General features: G+C 74.2%; 25 protein-coding genes. 10 read left to right on the top strand and 15 right to left on the bottom strand.

Translation table 11 applies throughout. The annotated features are described in order from the left end of the window. The first annotated feature begins 28 nt into the window (after positions 1 to 28). The gene (locus ACPCK6_RS23895) at positions 29 to 1,483 is read left to right on the top strand and encodes an MFS transporter (protein WP_423482287.1); all 1,455 of its coding nucleotides are present in this window, start codon (positions 29 to 31) and stop codon (positions 1,481 to 1,483) included. On the opposite strand, the gene ACPCK6_RS23890 is transcribed toward ACPCK6_RS23895, so the two are convergent. Continuing rightward, positions 1,456 to 2,013: a helix-turn-helix domain-containing protein gene (locus tag ACPCK6_RS23890; RefSeq protein WP_396884438.1), complete on the bottom strand. Its 558-nt coding sequence runs from the start codon at positions 2,011 to 2,013 to the stop codon at positions 1,456 to 1,458. The two genes, ACPCK6_RS23895 and ACPCK6_RS23890, sit on opposite strands and share 28 nt — an antisense overlap. Positions 2,014 to 2,083: 70 nt before the next feature. Between ACPCK6_RS23890 and ACPCK6_RS23885 the strand changes: the two genes are divergently transcribed. Next, complete coding sequence (locus tag ACPCK6_RS23885; RefSeq protein WP_318333926.1) at positions 2,084 to 2,425, top strand: hypothetical protein; 342 nt, start codon at positions 2,084 to 2,086, stop codon at positions 2,423 to 2,425. Continuing rightward, positions 2,422 to 3,339 (top strand): alpha/beta hydrolase family protein, encoded by a 918-nt coding sequence (locus tag ACPCK6_RS23880; RefSeq protein ID WP_423482286.1) that lies wholly within the window; start codon positions 2,422 to 2,424, stop codon positions 3,337 to 3,339. Before ACPCK6_RS23885 ends, ACPCK6_RS23880 begins: the two co-directional genes overlap by 4 nt. A 51-nt stretch (positions 3,340 to 3,390) precedes the next feature. Here the strand turns inward: ACPCK6_RS23880 and ACPCK6_RS23875 are convergent, their stop codons facing one another. The 5 genes from ACPCK6_RS23875 to ACPCK6_RS23855 form a co-directional block, all read right to left on the bottom strand. Next, entirely contained in the window at positions 3,391 to 3,942 is a 552-nt protein-coding gene (locus tag ACPCK6_RS23875; RefSeq protein ID WP_423482285.1) for a hypothetical protein, read from the bottom strand. A gap of 331 nt (positions 3,943 to 4,273) precedes the next feature. Continuing rightward, on the bottom strand, positions 4,274 to 4,999 hold the full coding sequence (locus ACPCK6_RS23870; RefSeq protein ID WP_396884435.1) for a hypothetical protein: 726 nt from the start codon (positions 4,997 to 4,999) through the stop codon (positions 4,274 to 4,276). Positions 5,000 to 5,210: 211 nt separating this feature from the next. Further along, the gene (locus ACPCK6_RS23865) at positions 5,211 to 6,311 is read right to left on the bottom strand and encodes a DUF3626 domain-containing protein (RefSeq protein ID WP_423482284.1); all 1,101 of its coding nucleotides are present in this window, start codon (positions 6,309 to 6,311) and stop codon (positions 5,211 to 5,213) included. A 123-nt stretch (positions 6,312 to 6,434) separates the two neighbouring features. Beyond that, on the bottom strand, positions 6,435 to 7,064 hold the full coding sequence (locus ACPCK6_RS23860) for an MBL fold metallo-hydrolase (protein ID WP_396884433.1): 630 nt from the start codon (positions 7,062 to 7,064) through the stop codon (positions 6,435 to 6,437). After that, entirely contained in the window at positions 7,061 to 8,149 is a 1,089-nt protein-coding gene (locus ACPCK6_RS23855) for an S-(hydroxymethyl)mycothiol dehydrogenase (protein ID WP_013286410.1), read from the bottom strand. Before ACPCK6_RS23855 ends, ACPCK6_RS23860 begins: the two co-directional genes overlap by 4 nt. Before the next feature lie 139 nt (positions 8,150 to 8,288). Here ACPCK6_RS23855 and ACPCK6_RS23850 point away from each other — a divergent pair, with 139 nt between their 5' ends. Beyond that, the gene (locus tag ACPCK6_RS23850; protein ID WP_013476735.1) at positions 8,289 to 8,702 is read left to right on the top strand and encodes a hypothetical protein; all 414 of its coding nucleotides are present in this window, start codon (positions 8,289 to 8,291) and stop codon (positions 8,700 to 8,702) included. Between the two features lie 38 nt (positions 8,703 to 8,740). Here the strand turns inward: ACPCK6_RS23850 and ACPCK6_RS23845 are convergent, their stop codons facing one another. From ACPCK6_RS23845 to ACPCK6_RS23825, 5 genes are all read right to left on the bottom strand, one after another. Further along, positions 8,741 to 10,024, bottom strand: coding sequence for an MFS transporter (locus tag ACPCK6_RS23845; RefSeq protein ID WP_423482283.1), 1,284 nt, complete (start codon positions 10,022 to 10,024; stop codon positions 8,741 to 8,743). Continuing rightward, a complete protein-coding gene (locus ACPCK6_RS23840; RefSeq protein ID WP_396884430.1) occupies positions 10,021 to 10,671 on the bottom strand; it encodes a GntR family transcriptional regulator in 651 nt (216 codons plus the stop codon). The genes ACPCK6_RS23845 and ACPCK6_RS23840 overlap by 4 nt, the downstream gene beginning before the upstream one ends. A 69-nt stretch (positions 10,672 to 10,740) precedes the next feature. Next, on the bottom strand, positions 10,741 to 11,580 hold the full coding sequence (locus ACPCK6_RS23835; RefSeq protein ID WP_423482282.1) for an alpha/beta fold hydrolase: 840 nt from the start codon (positions 11,578 to 11,580) through the stop codon (positions 10,741 to 10,743). After that, positions 11,577 to 12,479: an SDR family NAD(P)-dependent oxidoreductase gene (locus ACPCK6_RS23830; RefSeq protein WP_423482281.1), complete on the bottom strand. Its 903-nt coding sequence runs from the start codon at positions 12,477 to 12,479 to the stop codon at positions 11,577 to 11,579. The genes ACPCK6_RS23835 and ACPCK6_RS23830 overlap by 4 nt, the downstream gene beginning before the upstream one ends. Beyond that, positions 12,472 to 13,968, bottom strand: coding sequence for a flavin-containing monooxygenase (locus ACPCK6_RS23825; RefSeq protein ID WP_423482280.1), 1,497 nt, complete (start codon positions 13,966 to 13,968; stop codon positions 12,472 to 12,474). Before ACPCK6_RS23825 ends, ACPCK6_RS23830 begins: the two co-directional genes overlap by 8 nt. 116 nt (positions 13,969 to 14,084) lie before the next feature. Here ACPCK6_RS23825 and ACPCK6_RS23820 point away from each other — a divergent pair, with 116 nt between their 5' ends. Continuing rightward, on the top strand, positions 14,085 to 14,765 hold the full coding sequence (locus ACPCK6_RS23820; RefSeq protein WP_396884426.1) for a TetR/AcrR family transcriptional regulator: 681 nt from the start codon (positions 14,085 to 14,087) through the stop codon (positions 14,763 to 14,765). Here ACPCK6_RS23820 and ACPCK6_RS23815 read toward each other — a convergent pair. Together ACPCK6_RS23815 and ACPCK6_RS23810 are read right to left on the bottom strand one after the other, a co-directional pair. Beyond that, positions 14,740 to 15,195 carry a hypothetical protein gene (locus ACPCK6_RS23815; protein ID WP_396884424.1) on the bottom strand — a complete coding sequence of 152 codons (456 nt, stop codon included), beginning with the start codon at positions 15,193 to 15,195 and terminating at the stop codon, positions 14,740 to 14,742. The genes ACPCK6_RS23820 and ACPCK6_RS23815 overlap by 26 nt on opposite strands. Further along, entirely contained in the window at positions 15,195 to 15,671 is a 477-nt protein-coding gene (locus tag ACPCK6_RS23810) for a hypothetical protein (RefSeq protein WP_396884423.1), read from the bottom strand. Before ACPCK6_RS23810 ends, ACPCK6_RS23815 begins: the two co-directional genes overlap by 1 nt. A 44-nt stretch (positions 15,672 to 15,715) precedes the next feature. Between ACPCK6_RS23810 and ACPCK6_RS23805 the strand changes: the two genes are divergently transcribed. After that, on the top strand, positions 15,716 to 16,711 hold the full coding sequence (locus ACPCK6_RS23805; protein WP_423482279.1) for a helix-turn-helix transcriptional regulator: 996 nt from the start codon (positions 15,716 to 15,718) through the stop codon (positions 16,709 to 16,711). A gap of 54 nt (positions 16,712 to 16,765) precedes the next feature. On the opposite strand, the gene pdxR is transcribed toward ACPCK6_RS23805, so the two are convergent. Further along, positions 16,766 to 18,247 carry a MocR-like pyridoxine biosynthesis transcription factor PdxR gene (gene pdxR / locus ACPCK6_RS23800; RefSeq protein WP_396884421.1) on the bottom strand — a complete coding sequence of 494 codons (1,482 nt, stop codon included), beginning with the start codon at positions 18,245 to 18,247 and terminating at the stop codon, positions 16,766 to 16,768. Positions 18,248 to 18,276: 29 nt separating this feature from the next. Here pdxR and ACPCK6_RS23795 point away from each other — a divergent pair, with 29 nt between their 5' ends. Continuing rightward, on the top strand, positions 18,277 to 18,885 hold the full coding sequence (locus tag ACPCK6_RS23795; RefSeq protein ID WP_423482278.1) for a LysE family translocator: 609 nt from the start codon (positions 18,277 to 18,279) through the stop codon (positions 18,883 to 18,885). 36 nt (positions 18,886 to 18,921) lie between these two features. Then, positions 18,922 to 19,629, top strand: a complete 708-nt coding sequence (locus ACPCK6_RS23790) for a B3/B4 domain-containing protein (RefSeq protein ID WP_423482277.1) — start codon at positions 18,922 to 18,924, stop codon at positions 19,627 to 19,629. Positions 19,630 to 19,767: 138 nt separating this feature from the next. On the opposite strand, the gene ACPCK6_RS23785 is transcribed toward ACPCK6_RS23790, so the two are convergent. Beyond that, positions 19,768 to 20,160, bottom strand: a complete 393-nt coding sequence (locus ACPCK6_RS23785) for a hypothetical protein (RefSeq protein ID WP_396884418.1) — start codon at positions 20,158 to 20,160, stop codon at positions 19,768 to 19,770. A 93-nt stretch (positions 20,161 to 20,253) separates the two neighbouring features. On the opposite strand from ACPCK6_RS23785, the gene ACPCK6_RS23780 reads away from it, so the two are divergent. Together ACPCK6_RS23780 and ACPCK6_RS23775 are read left to right on the top strand one after the other, a co-directional pair. Next, on the top strand, positions 20,254 to 21,060 hold the full coding sequence (locus tag ACPCK6_RS23780; protein WP_423482276.1) for an SDR family oxidoreductase: 807 nt from the start codon (positions 20,254 to 20,256) through the stop codon (positions 21,058 to 21,060). A gap of 60 nt (positions 21,061 to 21,120) precedes the next feature. Then, positions 21,121 to 21,690 carry a GNAT family N-acetyltransferase gene (locus ACPCK6_RS23775; RefSeq protein WP_423482275.1) on the top strand — a complete coding sequence of 190 codons (570 nt, stop codon included), beginning with the start codon at positions 21,121 to 21,123 and terminating at the stop codon, positions 21,688 to 21,690. The last annotated feature ends 65 nt before the right edge of the window (positions 21,691 to 21,755 follow it).

Below are 21,755 nucleotides of genomic sequence, written 5' to 3'. Positions count from 1 at the left end.
GGGTGATCGACGGTCAGTGGGGGGCACGATGAGCGAGGGCCGGTCGGCGGCGGCGGTGCCTGACACCGGGTACGACGATCGGCGTCGCTGGCGCGCGCTGAGCGTCGGCCTGATCGCGGCGTTCATGACGCTGCTGGACGTCAGCATCGTCAACGTCGCGGTGCCGTCGATCGACCGGGCGTTGCAGGCCACGCCGAGCGACCTGCAGTGGGTGCTGTCCGGGTACGCGCTGACGTTCGGCCTGGTGCTGGTGCCGGCCGGGCGGTTCGGCGACGCGCGCGGGCGGCGTACCGCGTTCGTGGTCGGCGTCGGCCTGTTCACGCTGACCAGCGCGCTGGCCGGGCTGGCCCGGTCGCCGGAGTGGCTGGTCGTCGCCCGGCTCGTCCAGGGCGCCGCCGCCGGCGTGGTGAACCCCCAGGTCAGCGGCATGATCCAGGAGCTGTTCCGGGGTGCCGACCGGGGCCGGGCGTTCGGCCTGCTGGGCGCCACGATCGGCATCTCCACCGCCGTGGGGCCGCTGCTCGGCGGCCTGCTCATCCAGCTCGGCGGCGCGGAGCACGGCTGGCGGTGGGTGTTCTTCGTGAACATCCCGGTCGGGATCGTGGCGATGCTGCTCGGCTGGCGGCTGATGCCGGCCCGGGCGACGAACCCCGCCGGACGGGGCCGGCTCGATCCGCTCGGGGTGCTGCTGCTCGGCGCCGGGGTGACGGTGATCCTGCTGCCGCTGGTGCAGCGGGAGCAGTGGCGGGGCCCGGGCAAGTGGCTGCTGATCCCCGTCGGCCTGCTGCTGCTCGCCGGGTTCGCGCTCTGGGAGCACCGGTACGCCCGGCGTGCCCAGCCGTTGTTCGACCTGCGGCTGTTCACGGTGCGCTCGTACACGCTGGGTTCGCTGATCGGCCTGATCTACTTCGCCGGGTTCACCGCGATCTTCTTCATCTTCACGCTCTATCTCCAGATGGGGCTCGGCTACAGCGCGCTCGTGGCCGGTCTGGCGATCACCCCGTTCGCGCTCGGTTCGGCGCTCGCCTCCGCGCTCGGCGGCCGGGTGGTCACACGCTACGGCCGTCCGCTCGTCGCGATCGGTCTGCTGGCGGTGGTGGCCGGGCTGATCGCGACCGACCTGGTGCTGGCGGGCGGGCCGCACGACAACGTGCCGCTGCGCACCGCGCTGCCGTTGCTCGTCGCCGGGCTGGGCAGCGGTCTGGTGATCGCGCCGAACCAGACGCTCACGCTGTCCGAGGTGCCGGTGCCGATGGCCGGCAGCGGCGCCGGGATGCTCCAGACCGGGCAGCGCATCGGGTCGGCCGCCGGCATCGCCGCGGTGGGCGCGCTGTTCTTCTCGACGCTGGCGCAGGACCGCGGCGACTGGGGTGCGGCGTTCCGCCACTCACTGCTGCTCGCCGCCGGGATCATCGTGCTGGCGCTCGGCGCCGCCGTGGCGGACGTCGCGCTCGGTCACCGGCGGTCGGCGGGCCGCTCCTGATCGGCGCCGGGCAGCAGCACTGTGGTGAGCAGCCGCCGGGTGCGGCCGGGTCTGGGGCCCAGCGCCGCGTACTCGGCGAACAGTTCGCGGAACCGGGTGACGAACTCGGCGGTCTCGGCGTCGGTGGCGTGGAACGCGTTCTGCCGGTAGCCGGCCACGTCGCGGGCCAGGTCGGGGTCGCCGCGGCCGAGGTAGCCGTCGAAGTCGGCGAGCAGGCCCGCGACGAAGGTGAGGAATGCCTGCCGGTGCCGTTGCGGGCTCATGGCCCGGGCCTCGTCCGGGTCCACCGACGCGGCGGCCTCGACAAGCCGGTAGCTGCGCTCGGTCGCGCCTCGGGCCCGCCGCTCCCCCACCGTGTGCAGCACGCCGTGGTCGGCGAGCGTGGCGACCTGCCGGTAGAGGGTGGCCGGTGGCACGTCGCTCAGCTCGGCGCGCAGGTCGGTGGTGGTGAGCGTGCGGCCGCCGAGGAACGCCTGGACGATGCGCAGCCGGACCGGGTGCATCAGCAGTTCCACGGTGTCGAGTGCCACAGCGGCTCCCTTTTTGTTATCGCCCCCGGTAATGTTCTCACTGACGATAACAGAAGCGAGGAGTCCACCGATGGCCACCATCGACCTCACCCCCGACCGCATCGACGTCCGGCTCACCCCGGCCGAGAAGATCTGGGCCCTGCGCGGCGACCTGTCGTTCCCCCGCTCCGCCGTCAGCGGCGCCGTCGTCGTACCGGACGGCGCCCGCGCCACCCGTGGCATCCGGGCGCCCGGACTCGGCGTGCCCCGCACGCGCAACGTCGGCACCTGGCGCGGCAAGGCCGGCAAGGAGTTCGTCAGCGTCCGCGGCGGCCAGCCCGCCGTCCGCATCACCCTCACCGGCCAGGCGTACGACTCCCTGCTCATCGGCGCCGACGACGCCGACGCCCTGGCCGCAGCGGTGCTGCGGTGACGATCGACCGTCCGCTCGCCGTCGACTCGGCCGGGCAGCGGCTGTCCGGCACACTCACGCTGCCCGACGGCGCCGGAGGGCACCCGGTGGCGCTGCTGCTGCCCGGCTCCGGGCCGATCAACCGCGACGGCGACCACCGCCGCCTGCCGCTGGGCATCCAGCGGCACCTGGCCGCCGCGCTGAGCGGGGCCGGAATCGCTGCCGCCCGGTACGACAGGCGGGGCGTCGGCGAGAGCAGCGGCGAGTTCCTGCGTACCGGCTTCCACGACAACGTCGACGACGCGGCCGCCGTGTTCGCGGCGCTGCGCGACGACCCGGCCGTGGACGCCGGGCGGATGTTCCTGGTCGGGCACAGCGAGGGCGCGCTCACCGCTGTCGCGCTCGCCGCGCGCGGCGTACCGGTGGCCGGCCTGGTCCTGCTCTCCGCGCCCGGGCGCACCGGCGCCGAGGTGCTGCGCTGGCAGGCCGGTCGGCTGCTGCCCACCCTGCCCGCGCCGGTACGCCTCGTGCTCCGGCTCACCCGCACCGACCTCGTGGCGAAGGTGGCCCGCAACCACGAGAAGATCCTCGCCACCGACAAGGACGTGGCGTGGGTCGGCGGACAGCGGCTCAACGCCCGCTGGTTCCGAGAGTTCCTGCGCTACGACCCCCGGCCGGACCTGGCCCGCGTCGACGCGCCGATCCTCGCGCTCACCGGCGACAAGGACCTCCAGACCGACCCGGCCGACCTGCCGGTCATCGCCGCGCACGCGGGCGGGCCGGTGCAGACCGCTGTGCTGCCCGGCGTCACCCACGTGCTGCGCCGCCGGCCCGGTCCGCCGTCGCTGCGGGCGTACCGGGACGAGGCGAAGCAGCCGCTGGACCCGTCGGTGGTCGAGCCGGTGGTGTCGTGGCTCGCCGCGCACAGCGGCTGAGGGCACACGAAAGGCCGGCACCCGATCCGGGTACCGGCCTCTCGACGGGTCTCACTTGTTCCAGTGCTCGGCGACGATCTCGGCGGCCTGCTTCTCCCACTGCGCGTACGCGTCGGGGTAGGCGCTGACCTGCACGGTCTGCGCGGCCTCGGTCAGCGGCATGTCCTGCCAGCCGTCGACCTGCTTGAGGCCCTTGAGGAACGCCGTCGTCGAGTACTCGGGGTCGGTGATCTGCTCCACCGTGCCCCAGCCGCTGGAGGGCCGCTGCTGGAACAGGCCCTGCGAGTCGTGGTCGTTGCGGTCACCCAGGTGGCCCAGGTTCTCCAGCTTCGACTCCTGCAACGCGGTGGCGATCGAGACGACCGCGGCACGCTCGGCCATGCCGGCCTTCTTCGTGGCCGCGATGATGGCCTTGGCGTTGGCGAGCTGCTCGTCGTTCAGGTCCACGTGCGACTGCGTACCCTGCGGGCTGGCGGCCTGGACCGCGACGGCGGCCGGCGTGGCGGTCTGGGCCGCGTGGGCGGCGACCGGACCGGCGAACACGCCACCGGTGAAGGCGAGACCGGCGATACCGAGGATGCTCTTGCGCAGAATCGTGTTCATGGTGGGCTCCGTTCGGGGGTCGACGCATCCGGGGGCGGACGCGTGGGCACCGTCAGGCGCTCAAGGGGATCTCGGGGATCCGGCAGCGCGAGGGCGTGCCGGGTGCATCTGCAACGACCGACGGCCCGGGGTTGTTCCGCCGGGGGTGGGCGCCAAGCGCCGCCACTCCGGTCGCGCACCGGGTTACAACGCCCCCCACCCGCCCCCGATTCCGCCCCCGGAGTGCCGCCCACCACAGCGCAACCGGACATCACGCCCATCCCGCACCCCTCCGCACCTGCGCGAGAACGGCCGGCCCCTCCGGGGCCGGCCGTTCGTCACGGGTGTCGGGTTACCAGACCTGCTGGACGATGTCCGCGGCCTGCTCCTCCCACTGCGCGTACGCGTAGGGGTAGGCGGACACCTGGACCGTCTGCGCGGCGGTGGTCAGCGGCAGCTCGTGCCAGCCGCCGACGTTCTTCAGCGCGTTGAAGAACGCCTTGCTGGAGTACTCCGGGTCGGTGATCTGCTCGGACGTGCCCCAACCGGACGACGGGCGCTGCTGGAACAGCCCCTCCGAGTCGTGGTCGTTGTACGCGCCGAGGTGACCCAGGTTGTACAGCTTCGACTCCTGCAGCGAGGTCGCGACGCCGATCACGGCGCCCCGCTCCCCCACGCCGGTCTCCTTGGCCGCCTCGACGATGGCCTTGGCGTTGTCGAGCTGCGCGTCGTCGAGCGGGATGCGCGACTGCGCACCCTCGACGCCGTGCGGCACGAGCTTCTCCTTGGCCGGCCGGTCGGCCCGGGTCGGCAGCTTGTCCAGGCCGGTGGTCTGGCCGGGCTTGACCGCCTCGGTGGAGGTCTTCTTTCCGGTCGCCAGGTCGATGGCGGCCTTGGCGCCGGCGTGCGGCCCGCTGGTCACCGGCGCGGCCACGGCGACGGGGCCGACGGCCAGGCCGCCCAGGACTGCCACGCCCGCCACGCTCAGCGCGGCACGGCGGTTACGGGTGACGGCGGCGGTCTTCGCGACGGCGGTCTTCGCGATGGCGGGGAGCCATCGAGTGAAGTGCTGCTTCACGATGGTTGCCCTTTCGATCGTTACGACGCGCTCCGGGGTGAGCGCCCCTCGAGGGACTACCGCCGGGTAGGTGTTTGGGTTCCGGCGGTACGGGGGACACAACGAGCCCGCCGTGTCGGTCATTCCGGAAATGCCGGGTAGGGCCGAGGCTGCGGTCCAGGTCACCCGCGATTCCGGACAAGCACTCCGTTCAGCAGGCAGAGCGGGACGATCAGGCCGGACCGCCGAACCGGACCAGCACGTGCCAGAGCTGCTTGAGGTGCTGCAACGTCACCGCGGCCGGTCCCCGGTCGGCCCAGCGCTGCGGCTCGCGTACCACCGACGCGGCGGCCCGGCCGACGAGCGCCGCATGCAGCGGCTCCCCCGGGCGGGCGAACTCGGCGTGCACGCGCGCGGCGAGCGGCGGGATGTCCGGGCCGCGGAACTCGGCGTCCACGGCGTCGACCGGCAGCACGAAGCCCGGGTGGTAGCGCAGCGCCAGGCCGTGCCGCGCGGCGATCCCCACCAGGCGCCGTCCGGCGTCGGTGCCCCGGAACGACGGGTCGACCACCAGCGCCTCGACGTCGCGGGCCAGGCTGATCTCGCCGTGCACCTGCGCCTCGATGTAGTCGTCGAGCGCCCGGCCGACCCGCCCGGACTCCCGTTCCCGGCGGCGCAGCAGCGTCCGCAACAGGGTGCCGGTGTCCATGCCGGACACGCCCAGGGCGACGCCGGTACCGGCGGTGGCGGTGAGCAGCGCCGCGAACACCGGCTCGAAGACGTCGACGGTGCCGAACTCGGTGGGCTCGATGTGGCTGTCACCGAAGCTGAACGTGGCCCGGGGCAGCACCTCCGGGCGCAGCCGAAGGTGGCAGGAACCGAACCGGGGGCACGCGCCGTCGGCGTGGTCGAGCAGGTTCAGGCCACCGTACTTCGGGCGCTGCGCGGGCAGCACGCCGGGACGCTGGTACGCGCCGCCGAACATCGCCTGCTCCCACACGTCCCGGTCGCCACCCGGGTACGCGGTCAGGCCGCCGTTGGAGCTGCCGGTCTCGAACTGACTGCGGTAGACGCCCTCCTCGTCCAGCGCCTCGGCCACGGTACGGCCGTCGCGCAGCACCCGGTCGGGGTGGAAGTTGAGCGTCAGGCGGCCGTACCCGGTGACCGCGGCGACGACCTCCTCGTACCGGTAGGTGGCGCCGGAGGCGGCGAGGTGGCGGGCGACGACGGCGAGCGCGGCGGGACGGTCGCGCAGCGCGACGTCACGGACGTGGCGCAGCGCGGCGGACTGGGCGGCGGTGAGGGTGGCGACCGGCACGGGCCCGAGTATCACCGGACGAAACGTCGTGCGGCCACACGGTTTCCGGGCCGGAACCGGCGCCCCGCCGGGGCCGGGAGACGCCGCGCGGGCCCGGACCGGATCACTCCGGCCGGACCCGCGCGGGGTGTGCGGTCCTCAGTGGCCCCGGACGATCCACTCGTCCAGGTGCGGCGCCTCGGCCCCGATCGTGGTGTCGTCGCCGTGCCCGGTGTGCACCACCGTCTCCGGCGGCAGCGTGAGCAGCCGGGTACGGATCGACTCGACGATGGTGCCGAAGTCGCTGTACGACCGCCCGGTGGCGCCCGGTCCCCCGGCGAACAGGGTGTCGCCGGTGAAGACCGTGCCGAGGTCGGGGGCGTACAGGCTGCACGCGCCGGGGCTGTGACCCGGCGTGTGCAGCACCCGCAGCGTGGTGCCGCCGACGGTGATCGTCTGCCCGTCGGTCAGCTCGCCGTCCGGTGCCGTGTCCGGGTGCACCATGTCCCACAGCACCCGGTCGGCCGGGTGCAGCAGCACCGGCGCGCCGGTGGCCCGGGCCAGTTCGGGCGCGACCCGGACGTGATCGTCGTGGGCGTGAGTGGCGATGATCGCCACCACCCGCCGGTCACCGATCACCTCTCCGATGGCGGCCACGTCGTGCGGCGCGTCGAGGACGACGCACTCGGCGTCGTCGCCGACCACCCAGACGTTGTTGTCCACGTCGAACGTCTGGCCGTCGAGCGAGAACGTGCCGGAGGTGACGGCGTGGTCGACGCGGGCGGTCACGGGAAGACCACCACCGAGCGCAGCACGTCGCCGTGGTGCATCCGGGCGAACGCCTCCTCGACCTGGTCGAGGGCGATCTCCTCGGTGACGAAGGCGTCCAGGTCCAGCCGGCCCTGCCGGTACAGCTCGGTGAGCATCGGGAAGTCGCGGCTGGGCAGGCAGTCGCCGTACCAGCTGGACTTGAGCGCGCCGCCGCGGCCGAAGACGTCCAGCAGCGGCAGGTCGACTGTCATCTCCGGGGTCGGCACGCCGACCAGCACGACGGTGCCGGCCAGGTCGCGGGCGTAGAACGCCTGCTTCCACGTCTCCGGACGGCCGACCGCGTCGATCACCACGTCGGCGCCGAAGCCGCCGGTGGCCGCGCGGATGGCCTCCACCGCGTCGTCCTCGGAGGCGTTGACGGTGTGGGTGGCGCCGAACTTGCGCGCCCAGTCGAGCTTGCGGGAGTCGGTGTCCACCGCGATGATCGTGGTCGCGCCGGCCAGGGCCGCGCCGGCCACCGCCGCGTCGCCGACACCGCCGCAGCCGATCACCGCGACCGAGTCGCCCCGGGTCACGTTGCCGGTGTTCATGGCCGCGCCGAGACCGGCCATCACGCCGCAGCCGAGCAGGCCGACCGCCGCCGGCCGGGCCGACGGGTCGACCTTCGTGCACTGCCCGGCGTGGACGAGCGTCTTCTCGGCGAACGCGCCGATGCCGAGCGCGGGCGTCAGCTCGGTGCCGTCGGTGAGCGTCATCTTCTGCGTCGCGTTGTGGGTGGCGAAGCAGTACCACGGGCGGCCGCGGCGGCAGGCCCGGCACTGCCCGCAGACCGCGCGCCAGTTGAGCACCACGAAGTCGCCGGGCGCCACGTCGGTGACGCCGTCGCCCACCTGCTCCACGATGCCGGCGGCCTCGTGGCCGAGCAGGAACGGGTAGTCGTCGTTGATGCCGCCCTCGCGGTAGTGCAGGTCGGTGTGGCAGACGCCGCACGACTGGATGCGGACCACCGCCTCGCCCGGCCCCGGGTCCGGCACCACGATGGTGGTGACCTCCACGGGCGCGCCCTTGCGCCGCGACACGACTCCCCGGACTTCCTGGCTCACGGTGCCTCCTTCGTTGCATGCGTCTGCACCCAGAACCTACCGCTGATCATGACGGGCGAACCAATGAAGCCCGGCGGATTGTCCTGGTCATGACCGGGTACCCGGTGTGCCGGTTCTACCAGGTGGGACGGGAGTGATCATGAGGCTGTCGCATGCTCCGCTGCGGGTCGCCATCGGCGCGTACATCCTGAACTCCGGGCTGGGCAAGCGGGGCCTGGAGGGTGAGGCCGCCGCGGGCATGCACGGCATGGCGGCCGGCGCGATGCCGCAGTTGCGGCAGATCCCGCCGGACCGGTTCGCCGTGCTGCTGTCGCGGGGCGAGGTCGCGCTCGGCGCGGCGCTGCTCGCCCCGTTCGTCCCGTCGCTGCTGGCCGGGGCAGCGCTCACCGCGTTCGGCGCGGGCCTGGTGCAGCTCTACCTGAAGACGCCGGGTATGCGCGAGGGCAGCAGCCTCCGGCCGAGCCAGGAGGGCATCGGCCTGGCCAAGGACGTGTGGCTGGTCGGCGCGGGGCTGACCCTGGTGCTCGATTCGCTGGTGCGGCACCGGCCCTGAGCCGGCCGCGCCGAAACCGCGCCCGGCTGCCCGCGTACTCAGGCCGCCGCCGGGACCGCGGCGGCGGCCCGCTGCCCGGCGAGCCGGCGACGGGCGGCGTTGCGGTAGCGCAGCACCTGCACCGCGCCGAGCGCCCAGAGCAGGAACTGCACGGCGAACGCCCAGCGGAACGCGGACAGCGGCGGCGCGTCCCGCCCGGCCGGGGTGGCCAGGTCGAGCACCAGGCCGACGGCCAGGATCAGCGCGATCGAGGCGACGAAGCCGCCGACGTTGACGATGCCGGTGGCACTGCCGATGCGGTGCACCGGGTTGAACGTGCGGGCGTAGTCGAACCCGATCATCGAGCCGGGGCCGTTGACCGCGAGCACCACCACGAGCGCCACCAGCAGCCAGTGCGGGGCGCGGCCGGGCCAGGCCAGGACCACCGCCCACACCCCGGCGGTGGCGGCGGTGATCGCGAAGACCACCACCGAGCGGTGGAACGGGTGGCGCGAGCACAGGTGCGCGATCACCGGCCCGCACACGAGCGTCACCACTGTCATCAGGGTGAGCATCCCGGCTGCCGCGGTCGGCGAGAACCCCTGCCCCTGTACGAGGAACGGGTATCCCCACAGCAACGCGAACACCGCGCCGGAGAACTGGGTGACGAAGTGTGTCCACAGGCCCAGCCGCGTGCCGGGCTGTGCCCAGGCGTCGGCGAGCTGCCGCCGTACGGTGGCCAGGTCGGGGGCGAGCGCGGTGGCGTGCTCGGCGTGCGGGGTGTCGCGTACCGCGACGAGGACCAGCAGCACCACCGTGGCGCCGAGCGCCGCGGCGGTCAGGAACGCCGGGGTCCAGCCCGCGCGGTGCAGCAGCAGCACCAGGGGTACGGCCCCGAGCACCGCACCGAGCTGGCCGACGGTGCCGGTGAGCTGCACCAGCAGCGGGTTGCGCCGGCCGGGGAACCAGAACGCGACGATGCGCAGCACGCTGATGAACGTCATCGCGTCACCGAGGCCGACGAGCACCCGGGCGGCGACGGCGGCCGGTACGTCGCCGGCCACCGCGAACAGGAGCTGCCCGGCCACCATGAGCGCGCCACCGGCCAGCAGCAGCCGGCGTGAGCCGTACCGGTCCAGCAGCACCCCGACCGGCACCTGCATGGCGGCGTAGACGGCGAGCTGGGCGACGGAGAACGTGGCGAGCGCGGCGGCGTTGATGTGGAAGCGGTCCGCCGCGTCGACCCCGGTCACGCCGAGGGAGCTGCGGTGGAACACGGCCGTCAGATAGGCGGTGACGGCCACCGCGTACACCAGGGCGGCGGGGCGGCGACCCGCGTTCACCGCAGCGTCCCGAGCATCCGCGCGGCGGTGTCGATGTGTGCGGCGACCGCGTCGTGCCACGCCTGCGGGTCGTCGCCGTCGAGCGCGGCGAGCTGGCCGGCGTGCTCGGTGAGGGCGACCTCGGCCCAGCCGGGTGAGAGCCGGAAGCTCGCCTCCCCCATGCGGAGCTGCCTGTCGCGCAGCCGGTGGTACAGCTCGGCCAGGATCTCGTTGCCGGCGGCCTCGACCACCGCCGCGTGGAACGAGCGGTCGGCGGCCATCAGGGCGGTGAGGTCACCGGCGGCGTGCGCGCGGCGCATCTCGTCCAGCCAGCGGGCCAGGTCGGCGCGCAGCGCGGCCCGGCGCGGCCAGACCCGGTCGGCGGCGTGCAGTTCGACCAGTCGGCGGGCCTCGATGACGTCGGCGATCTCCCGGGCCGACACCGGCCGGATCAGCGCGCCGCGCTTCGGGTAGAGCTTGACCAGCCCTTCGGTCTCCAGCCGCAGCAGCGCCTCCCGGACCGGAGTGCGGGACACCCCCGTCGCCTCGGCGATCTCGCCCTCGCTGACGAGCTGGCCGCCCGGGTAGACCTGTTCCAGGATGGCCTGCTTGAGGTGCCGGTACGCCCGCTCGGCGGCGGAGGGCGCGGTCCGGCTGGGATGCGTCATGTATCTAAGCTTGCTCCCCGGGTCGCCCGGACGACCCGGCGCGGGCCGGGACAGTGGCGCAGGCCACGGTCAGGCCCACAGCTCCCGCAGCAGCGCCTCCACCTCGGCGGTCCGCTCGATCTGCGGCATGTGCCCGGTGTCGCGGAACAGGTGGGAGCGCGCGTCCGGCAGCCGGGTGCGGGCGTACGCCAGGTGCGCGGCGGGCAGGACCAGGTCACGCTCGCCCCAGACGAGAAGCGTGGGCAGGCCGAGCGCGGCCACCGCGTCGAGCAGGTCGGCGCGCCACTGCGGGCGTACGCCGCGCCAGGTGCCCAGGTCGCGGACCAGCTCCAGCATCACCCGGGCGGCGTGCGGCTGCCGGGCCACCGCGAGCGCTGTGGCGAGCCGCTCCTCGGTGACGTACGCCGGGTCGAAGAAGATCGCCCGTTCGGTGCGGCGGACGATCCCCGGGTGCGGGCGCAGCAGCAGCCGGGCCAGCGGGCGTACCGCCAGCAGCCGCAGCGCCACAGTCACCTCGCGGCCGAAGCCGGCGCTGTTGAGCAACGCCAGGCTGGCGACGCGCTGCGGCGCGTCGGCGGCCAGGCGCATCGCCACCGCCCCGCCGAGGGAGTTGCCGACCAGGTGCGCCGGGCCGGTCACCCCTGCCACGTCCAGGAAGCGGGCCACCGCGGCGGCCAGCGCCGGGAGCGTGTGCGGGCCGTCCAGCGGCGCGGAGCCGCCGTGCCCGGGCAGGTCCACCGCGAGCACCAGGTGGTCGCGGGCCAGCGCCGTGTGCAGGGTGGTGAAGTCGTCGAGGGTACGGCCGATGCCGTGCAGCAACACCACGGGCGGCCCGTCGCCGCTGATCCGGCAGCGCACGCGCCGGCCGTCGACGGTGCGCGCGCCGGCCGGCGGGAGGGCCACCGTCACGCCGTGCGTCCGGGTTCCCGCGCGGCCTCCTCGGTCCGTGGGGCCGGCACCTCGGCGACGGTGGCCACCGGGCGGGACTGGCGCATGGCCAGGGCCAGCACCCGGCCGTACCCGGCGGGTGCGAGGCGGGCGAGCAGGTCGGGCAGCTTCGCCGACCAGCCGATCAGCACCCGGCCGCGGCGTCGCTGGGCGCCGCGCAGGATCACCTCGGCGGCGGTGGCCGGGTCGATGGTGAGCAGCTTCTCGAACTGCCTGCGCCCGGCCTCGTACTCGTCGAGGGCCACGCCGCTGCCGACGCGGGCGCTGGCGGCGATCCGGGTGCGGATGCCGCCCGGGTGCACCGAGGTGACCCCGACGCCGTCGTCGGCGAGCTCGTGCCGCAGCGCCTCGGTGAAGCCGCGTACGGCGAACTTGCTCGCCGCGTACGCGGCCTGCCCGGCGGGGGCGATCAGCCCGAACAGGCTGGACACGTTCACCAGGTGGGCGCCGGGTTCGGCCTTGAGCGCGGGCAGCAGCGCGTGGGTCAGGCGCACCACCGCCCGGAAGTTGATCTCGATGACCCAGAGGAACTCCTCCACTGTGACCTGGTCGAAGCGCCCGCCCAGCGCCACCCCGGCGTTGTTGATCAGCAGCCGGATCCGGGGATGCGCGCTGTGAATTTCGGCGGCGACCCGGTCGGTGGCGTCGGCGTCGGCCAGGTCGACCACGTGGGTCTCCACCCGCCGGTCCGGGTACGCGGCCCTGATCGCGGCGACGGTGGCGGCCAGGCCGTCGGCGTCCCGGTCGAGCAGCACCAGGTCGGCGCCGCGCCGGGCAAGCCCGTGGGCCAGCGCCGCGCCGATGCCGCTCGCCGCGCCGGTGAGCACCGCCGTGCCGCCGGGGAAGACGAGGTCACGCATCGGTTCCTCCCGAGGTGGTGGCCGCCGTGGCGGGTACGCCGGCGCGGTCGAACCGGACGCCGTCGGTGAGCGGGCCGTGCCGCATCAGGCGTACGTCGCGGGGATAGTTCTGGTGCAGCCGCCACGGCGCCTCCGGCCCCTGCTTGGGCAGCTGGTCGACGGCGCGCAGCACGTAGCCGGACTGCAGGTCGATGATCGGCACCAGGTCGTCGGTGTCCGGGGCGAGCGGCGTGACGATCTGCCGCCCGGTGTCGTCGAGGTGGCGCAGCAGCCGGCAGACGTACGTGGCGACGAGGTCGGCCTTCAGCGTCCAGGAGGCGTTCGTGTAGCCGATGGTCATGGCGAAGTTCGGCACGCCGGAGAGCATCATGCCCTTGTAGGCCACAGTCGAGGCGAGGTCGACCTCGGCGCCGTCGACCACCAGCGTCATGCCGCCGAGCGCGAGCAGGTTGAGGCCGGTGGCGGTGACCACCACGTCGGCGGGCAGTTCCTCGCCGGAGGCGAGCCGGATGCCGTGCTCGGTGAACGTGTCGATGGTGTCGGTGACCACCGACGCGCGGCCGGCGCTCAGCGCGGCGAACAGGTCCCCGTCCGGCACCACGCAGAGCCGCTGGTCCCACGGGTTGTAGCGGGGCGAGAAGTGCCTGTCGACGTCGTACCCGGACGGGAGCCGGCCCTTCGCGGCGCGGCGCAGGAACCGCTTCACCACGCCGGGGGCGCGGCGGCTGAGCTGGAAGTTCGCCACGCCGAGCGTGACGTTCTTCCACCGGGCCACCGCGTACGCGGCCTTCGGGGGCAGCCAGCGCCGCGCGGCGTCGGCGAACGGGTCGCGCGAGGGCAGCGCGATCACGTACGTGGGTGAGCGCTGGAGCATGGTGACGTGGGCGGCCCGCTCGGCCATGGCCGGGACCAGTGTGACGGCGGTGGCGCCGCTGCCGATCACCACGACCCGCTTGCCGGCGTAGTCCAGGTGCTCGGGCCAGTGCTGCGGGTGCACGAGCGTGCCGGCGTACCTCTCGACGCCGGGGAACCGCGGCGTGTAGCCCTCGTCGTAGCGGTAGTAGCCGGAGTTGGTGAACAGGAACCCGCAGGTGACGGTGACGTCCTCGCCGGTGTCGTCGCGGTGGGCGTGGACGGTCCAGCGCGCGGTGGCGCTGTCCCACTCGGCGCGTACCGCCCGGTGGTGGAAGCGGATGTGCCGTTCCACGTCGTACTCGCGGGCGGTCTGCCGCACGTACGCCCGGATGGAGTCGCCGTCGGCGATGGCCTTCGGGTCGGTCCACGGCTTGAACGAGTAGCCGAGGGTGTACATGTCGGAGTCGGAGCGGATGCCCGGGTAGCGGAACAGGTCCCAGGTGCCGCCGATGGCACCCCGGGCCTCCAGCACCGCGTAGGTCTTGCCGGGGCATTCGCGTCCGAGGTGGACGGCGGCGCCGATGCCGGACAGGCCGGCCCCGACGATGAGGACGTCGACGTGGTCTGCGGCCATCGGTTTCTCCCGTTCGCACCGGCGGTGGACCGGACACTATCCATCGCCGTCGACCGCAGTCAACACCATGTCGAGTCGAATCGACAGGGTGTCGAGCGGGTGTAGCATCTGCCGGCATGACGACCGCCCGTACGCCGACCGGCGCCGCGCCGACGCGCGGGCGGCGGGCCGGCCGGTCCACCGGCGACGACCGGGAGACCGCGATCCTGGCCACTGCCGAGCGATTGCTGGCCGAGCGTCCCTTCGCCGACATCTCCATCGACGACCTGGCGCGCGGCGCGGGGATCTCCCGGCCCACGTTCTACTTCTACTTCCCGTCCAAGGACGCGGTGCTGCTCACGCTGCTCGACCGGGTCACCGAAGAGGCCGACGCCGCCGCCGGTGGCCTGTTCGAGCGGCTCGCCGAGGATCCGCGCGCCCACTGGCGGGAGCTGATCGCCCGGTTCCACGCCACGTTCGGCGGGCACCGCGACGTGGTGCTGGCCTGCGCCCAGGTGCGCGGCACCAACGCCGAGGTGCGGCGGCTCTGGGCCGAGGTGCTGGAACGCTGGGTCCGCGCGGTGCAGGCCGCGATCGAGGCCGAACGCGCCCGCGGCGCGGCCCCGGACGGGCTGCCCGCCCGGGACCTCGCCATCGCGCTGAACTCGATGAACGAGCGCGTCTGGTACGCCACGTTCGCCGGGGACGGCCCGGCGGTGGCCGAGCGGGATGTGGTGGACGTGCTGCTCGACGTGTGGCTGACCGCGATCTACCGCACCACCACGCCGCCGGTCACGCCGCCCGGCGGAAGTCCATGACCCAGTTCGTCTCCCAGGTGCGTTCCCCGTCGGTGGAGAAGGCCTGCTCCCAGCGGCAGGAGCCGGCGGTGATCGCCGACCAGAGGAACCGGCAGCGCACCGGCCGCCCCTCGTCGGTGTCGTCGGCGTAGAACTCACCGACGCCGCCGGTGAACCGGCCGACCACCGGCGGCAGCTCCAGCACGCCCCGCGCGCTGTGCATCCAGTAGATCGACCACAGCCCGGTCGACGGGTTCAGGATGCGCACCGAGGAGCCGGAGAAGCCCCGGCTCGGGCAGCGCATCTCGTCGAAGCTGCCCGCGCCGTCGAAGAACGAGCGCGCCTCGCTGACACCGGCGAACTCGTCCCAGTCGTCGCCGCCGACGTGGCGCTGCCGCAGGCGCCGGTTGGTCACGTCCCAGGTGCCGACGAGGAAGTCGAAGTCTCCCATCAGAACCCCACCGGCCCCTCGGCCCGGGCGTCGGCCAGGTAGCCGGCGAGATCCGGCCGGTCCGGTGCGAGCACGTGCCGGATCCAGGCGGTGCGCTCGTGTTCCAGCACGCCCAGTTCCCAGACGCAGCCGACGCCGGGGCGGGTCAGGTCGACGAAGTGCGCCGGGTCGTCGTCCGGGCAGTCCAGCGCGGGCTGCCCGGCGATCGCGATCCGGCACTCGACCACGTTGTCGAAGAACCAGCTGTACGCCAGCAGGTACGCCCCGGTGTCCGCACCCCGGTGCAGCACCACCCAGCTCGCCGACGGGGTGGAGCCGTCCGGGGCGGGTAGCAGCGCCGGCAGGTACGCGTACGCGGCGTCGACCACCCGCGGTTCGAGGCGACGGTCCGGCTGGTCCATGTGGTAGCGCTTGACGTGCCGACCGGCCACCTCGACGGTCCCCGGCACTGTGAGCTCCTTGTCGTGAAAAGCCATGCGGGCACGCTAGGACCGCTCCCCTGACAGCTAGTGTCAGGGGAATGCGGGCCAGTCGACTCCTGTCCATCCTGCTGCTCCTGCAGGCGCACGGCCGGCTCACCGCCGCCGACCTGGCCGCCCGCCTCCAGGTGTCGGCGCGCACCGTCTACCGGGACGTCGAGGCGCTGCACGCCGCCGGCATCCCGCTGTACGGCGAGGCCGGGCACGACGGCGGCTACCGGCTCGTGGAGGGGTGGCGGACCCGGCTGACCGGGCTGACCGCCGAGGAGGCCGACCGGCTGCTCTTCGCCGGGCTCCCCGGGCCGGCGGCCGAGCTGGGCTACCAGTCGGTCGTCGCCGCCGTGCAGCTCAAGCTGCGGGCCGCGCTGCCCGCGCCGCTGGCCGACCGGGCGGCCCGGCTGGAGCAGCGGTTCCACCTGGACACCCCGGGCTGGTACTCCGACGGTGACCCGTCGCCGTACCTGGCCGAGGCCGCCGAGGCGGTGTGGCGGCAGCACCGGGTCCGGGTGCGGTACCGGGGCTGGCGGGGCGAGACGACCCGGGTCCTCGAACCGTACGGGCTGGTGCTCAAGGGCGGGCGCTGGTATCTGGTCGCCGCCCGGCCGGACCGCGCCGGCCCGGCCACCTACCGGGTCAACCAGATCCTCGACCTGGCCCCGCTGGACGAGCCGTTCGAGCGGCCCGAGTTCGACCTGCCGGCCTGGTGGCGCGCGCACGTGGTGGAGTTCCGGGCGGGCCTGCACCGCGACGAGGCGCGCATCCGGCTGTCGCCGCGCGGGTTCGCCCGGCTGCGCGAGGTCGGCAGCGACGTGGTCGTGGCCGCCGCCGAGGCGAGCGCCGGCCCGCCCGACGCCACCGGCTGGGTGCACGCGGTCATCCCGATCGAGTCGCTCACCCACGCGCACGGCGACCTGCTCCGGCTCGGCGCCGACGTGGAGGTGCTCACCCCGGAGGCGCTGCGCGCCCGCCTGTCCGAGACCGCCACCGCACTGGCCGCCCTCTACCACCCACCCTCCGCCCTGCCTGTACCCCCGTGATCAAGGAGTTCGTGTCCTTCGAGGAGATCGACTCGGACACGAGCTCCTTGATCATCAGGGCGGGGTGAGGGTGCGGCGGGCCTCGGCCACCGTGGAGAGGGCGCGGTCGAGGTCGGAGGGCGGGGTCGACGCGTAGCCGAGGACCAGGCCGGGTGGCTGCGGGCGCTGGCCGTGCCAGGACAACGGATGGACCTTCACGCCCCGGCGCAGCGCCGCCGCCGCCAGCGCCCGGTCGTCGACGTCACCGGGCAGCGTGACCATCAGGTGCAGCCCGGCCGCCGCCCCGTGCACCACAGCCCCCGGCAGGTACGCGCCTACCGCGCGGATCATCGCGTCCCGGCGGCGTACGTGCCGGTGCCGCAGCAGCCGCAGGTGCCGTTCCAGCGCACCGGACTCCATCAGCTCGGCCAGCACGAGCTGCGCCAGCGCCGCGTTGCCCAGGTCGGCCGCCCGCTTCGCGGCCACCACGTCGGCGTGCAGCGCGGGCGGCACCAGCAGCCACCCGATCCGCAGCGCCGGCGCGAGCAGCTTCGAGATGCTGCCGACGTAGCAGACCCGGTCCGGCGCCATGCCCCGCAGCGCCGGCACCGGCGGACGGTCGTAGCGGTGCTCGGCGTCGTAGTCGTCCTCCACCACCAGGCCGCCGTCGCGCGCCCACCGCAGCAGCCGCCGGCGCCGGTCGCCGTCGAGCACCACCCCGGTCGGGAACTGGTGCGCCGGGGTGAGCAGCACGGCGGGCGCGCCGGACCGCTCCAGCTCGTCGACGCGCAGGCCCCTGTCGTCCACCGGGACCGGCGGTGTCGCCAGCCCGGAATAGGCCAGGTGCTGCCGTACGCCGAGCGAGCCGGGGTCCTCGACCGCGACGGTGTGCGTACCCCGGTCGCTCAGCACCCGCGCGAGCAGGCCGAGCGCCTGGGACACCCCGGCCACGATCACCACCTCGGCCGGGTCGGCGCGGACGCCCCGGCTGCGGGCCAGCCAGTTCGCCACCGCCGACCGCAGCGCGGGCGCGCCCGCCGGGTCGCCGTAGGCGAGCGCGGCGGGCGTCATCCGGTGCAGCACGGCCCGTTCGGCCCGCAGCCAGGCCGCGCGGGGAAAGGCCGCCAGATCGGGTACGCCGGGAGTCAGGTCCACCTCCGCGGGTACGGCGCGCAGCTCGTCGAAGACGTCGAGGCCGGGCCGGCCGGCGAACACCTCCGCCGCTCTCCTGGGCCGGGGCGCCCGGGTGACCACGGCGGCCGGTGAGGCGACCACCACCGTTCCGGCCCGGCCACGCCCGGCCACCTGCCCGTCCTCGGCCAGCCGCTGGTACGCCTCGGTCACCACGCCCCGGGAGACCCCCAGCTCGGCGGCGAGCACCCGGCTGGCCGGCAGGCGGGTGCCCACCGGCGCCCGGCCGTCGGCGATGGCCGATCGCAGCCGGGCGGCCAGCCAGTCCGCGCGGCCACCTGGGGGCGCCTCGCCGACGTCGAGCTGGAGGAAGTCCGCACCGGCCGCTTTGGACTTCTCGATGACGACAGCTTTGGCCCTGTCCATCGGACCATTATGGCCACAGGCTGGACTTCATGACAGCCGCCTTCCTGCTGACCTCACTCGTCGTCGCGATCAGTCCCGGCACCGGGGTCATGCACACGCTCGCCACCGCCGTGGCCGCCGGACGCCGGGCCGGGCTGGCCGCTGCCGCCGGTGCCACGCTCAGCCTCGTCCCGCACGTGATCGCCGCGGTGACCGGCCTGGCCGCCCTGCTGCGCGCCGGCACGCCCGCGTTCCGCGTGGTGACCTGGCTGGGTGTGGCGTACCTGCTCTGGATGGCCTGGTCGGCGCTGCGCGACCGGGGCACGCTCACCGTCGGCGGCGACCGGCCCCCGCGTCCGACGTCGGCGGTGTTCCGGGACGGGGTGCTGCTGAACCTGCTGAACCCGAAGGTGACGGTGTTCTTCGTGGCGCTGCTGCCGCAGTTCGTACCGCCGGGCGCACCCGCCGCCACCGCGCGCATGCTCGCCTGCGGCCTGGTGTTCATGGCTGTCACGCTGCTGGTGTTCGCCGGGTACGCGCTCCTGGCCGGCGCACTGCGCCGCCGCGTGCTGTCCCGGCCCCGGCTGACCGCGCTGCTGCAGCACGCCTTCGCCGGCGGATTCCTCGTCCTGGGCCTCGGCCTCGCCCTCACCGCCTGACCCGTCCCAGCCCACCGCCCGAAAAGGAGCCTCCCTGTGCGTTTCCGGCACTCCCCCGAGATCTGGTCGGCCTTCCCGGAACTGACCTGCGGCGTCCTGCACGCCACCGGCGTCACACCGGACGTCGACGTCACGCCACTGTCCGCGGGGCATCTCGGCGCCGCCCGGGACCGGCTCGCCGCCGGGCCCGAGGGCGGCTTCCCGGAGATCCAGGCGTGGCGCCGCGCGTTCGCCCGGATGGGCTGCCCGCCGACCCGCTACCGCTGCGCGGCCGAGTCGCTGCTGCGGCGGTTGCGGCGCGACGGCGACCTGCCCCGCCTGCACCCGCTCGTGGACCTCGGGAACGCGCTCTCGGTCCGGTACGCGGTCCCGGTCGCCGTGCTCGACCTGGCCGGGATCGACGGCGACCTGACCGTCCGCGCGGCCGACGGCACCGAGTCCTACCTGGGCCTCGGCGGGGAGTCGGAGCAGCCCGCGCCCGGCGAGGTGATCTTCGCCGACCAGGGCGGGCACGCGCACGCCCGGCGCTGGTGCCACCGGCAGAGCGGCACGTCGGCGGTACGAGCAGGCACCGCCGAGGTGCTGGTCGTGGTCGAGGCGATGCACCACGGAGCGGCGCCGGCCGTGCGCCTGATGCTGGACGACTTGGCGGCGGCGCTGGCCGAGCTGTGGCGCGTGCCGTCACGGACGGCGCTGCTCACCGCTGACGCGCCGGAGTTGGCCGTGCCGGTCCCGACGGGCTGACCCGCCGGCGTACTGACGGGCGGTCGCGCGGCGTGACGCCGGTGCGCAGGTTCCGGGCGTCCGGCGACAAACGCCGGCAGATGCAGGGCTCGTCGTCAGGCGTCGGCGTCGGTGCCGTCGCGCGCCATCAGCTGATCGTCAGGCGTCGGCGTCGTCGGTGCGGTCGCGCGCCATCAGCTCGTCGAACTCGGCCGGGGTGATCTCGCCGGTGCGCAGCCGCCGGGCGTTCGCGGCGAACCGGGCCATCGCCGCGCCGCGCGGATCCGGCTCGGTGAGCAGACCGGCGTCGGCGGTCAGGGCGCTCGCGGCACCGGCCACGTCGTGCGGATCGGCCACGTCGACCGGCTCGCCGTGCAGCTCGCGCAGCGCGTCCGCGAGCCGCGCGTCGGCGGCGGCGCCGGTGCCCCACCAGCGCCGGGCCAGGTCGACGGTGCGGCCGAGCGAATCCTCGCCCACCCGTTCGGCGCCTATCTCGGCACGCATCATGCGCAGGAAGCGGATTGTCACGGCATCGGAGTCATCGGCGATCACGCCCGTACCCTAGCGAGCGGGTCCGACGAAACCGCCGGGCGAGCCGGGGTCGTCCGGCCGGTTGAGGTCGCCACCCGCGGGTAGTGCGCGGACATGCCCGAACGATACGAGGACTACGACCGCGTCGCGATCGTCACCGGCGCGGACTCAGGCATCGGCAAGGCGTGCGCGCTGGCGCTTGCCGAGGCCGGTCACGACATCGGCATCACCTGGTACGGCGACGCGGAGGGCGCCGACCGCACCGCCACCGCGGTACGCGCCACCGGCCGCCGCTGCGAGACGGTGGAGCTGGACCTGACCCGGCTCCCCGAGGCGGCGGCGGTCATCGACGAGCTGGCCGACCGGCTCGGCGGCCTGGGTGTGCTCGTCAACAACGCCGGCATCGGACTGTCCGAACCGTTCGTGGACGTGAGCTGGGAGAGATGGCGGGAGGTGCTGGCTGTCGACCTGGACGGGCCGTTCCTGTGCTCGCAGCGGGCCGCCCGGCGGATGCGCGCGGCCGGACGAGGTGGCCGGATCATCACCATCACCAGCGTGCACGAGCACGCGCCCCGGGTCGGCTCGTCGGCGTACTGCGCGGCGAAGGGCGGGCTCGGCCTGCTCACCAAGGTGATGGCGCAGGAACTGGCGGCCGACGGGATCACCGTCAACGCGGTGGCCCCGGGTGAGATCGCCACGCCGATGACCGGGCAGGAGGACGTCGACCCGTTCACGCAGGACCGCCCGGGTGTGCCGGTGGGACGGCCCGGTGACGCGCGGGAGGTGGCGGCGGTGGTGGCGATGCTCGCCTCGCCTGCGGCGGCGTACGTGACGGGGGCGTCGTGGGCGGTGGACGGGGGGATGCTGCTGATGGGTCCGCATGCCTCTGCGCTGCCTTCTGATTCGTGGCGTTCCGTCTAGGCGGTCAGCCGCCCGGCGCGGGGGCAGCGGGCGGCCCGGCCCGTCACTACGGTGCGGAGGATGCACAGTTCCCATCCTCTGGTGGCCGGCGTCGTGCACGAGGCGCCCGGCTCGACCGTACGACTGCGCCCGGTGGCCGAGGACGATCTGGCGATGCTACGCCGTTTCGCTGTCGAACCCGGGCTGATCGGGCTCGACTGGGCCGGTTTCCGGGACGCCGCCGCGCCGGCCCGCCGCTTCGCCGAGGACGGCTATCTCGGCGAGCAGGTGGGCGGCCTGATCGTCCAGGTCGAGCCCTCCGACGTCACGGCCGGGTTCCTCACCTATCGCCAGGGCCAGTACGGCGGGCGGGCGCCGTACTGGGAGATCGGCATCGTGCTGTTGCCCGAGTGGCGCGGCCGGGGTCTCGGCTGGCGAGCCCAGGCGCTGCTCTGCGACTACCTGTTCAGCCACACCCCGGCGCAGCGCATCCAGGCCGGCACCCATGCCGAGAACGTGGCCGAGCAACGATCGCTGGAGAAGGCTGGCTTCCAACTGGAGGGGGTATTGCGGGCCTGTGAGTTCCGGGCCGGCGCCTGGCGTGACGGGTGGCTCTACAGCCGATTGCGCGACGACCCGTCACCGCTGTGACCGCTGGGCGTCGCCTGGTCAAGGTGCGGGCTCGGCTCCCATGGGCGCGTCGAGTGGTGTCTGCT

The organism is Micromonospora sp. AB353, from assembly GCF_049538395.1.
Classification (GTDB): domain Bacteria; phylum Actinomycetota; class Actinomycetes; order Mycobacteriales; family Micromonosporaceae; genus Micromonospora; species Micromonospora aurantiaca.
This window is presented reverse-complemented; position numbering and strand designations above follow the sequence as displayed.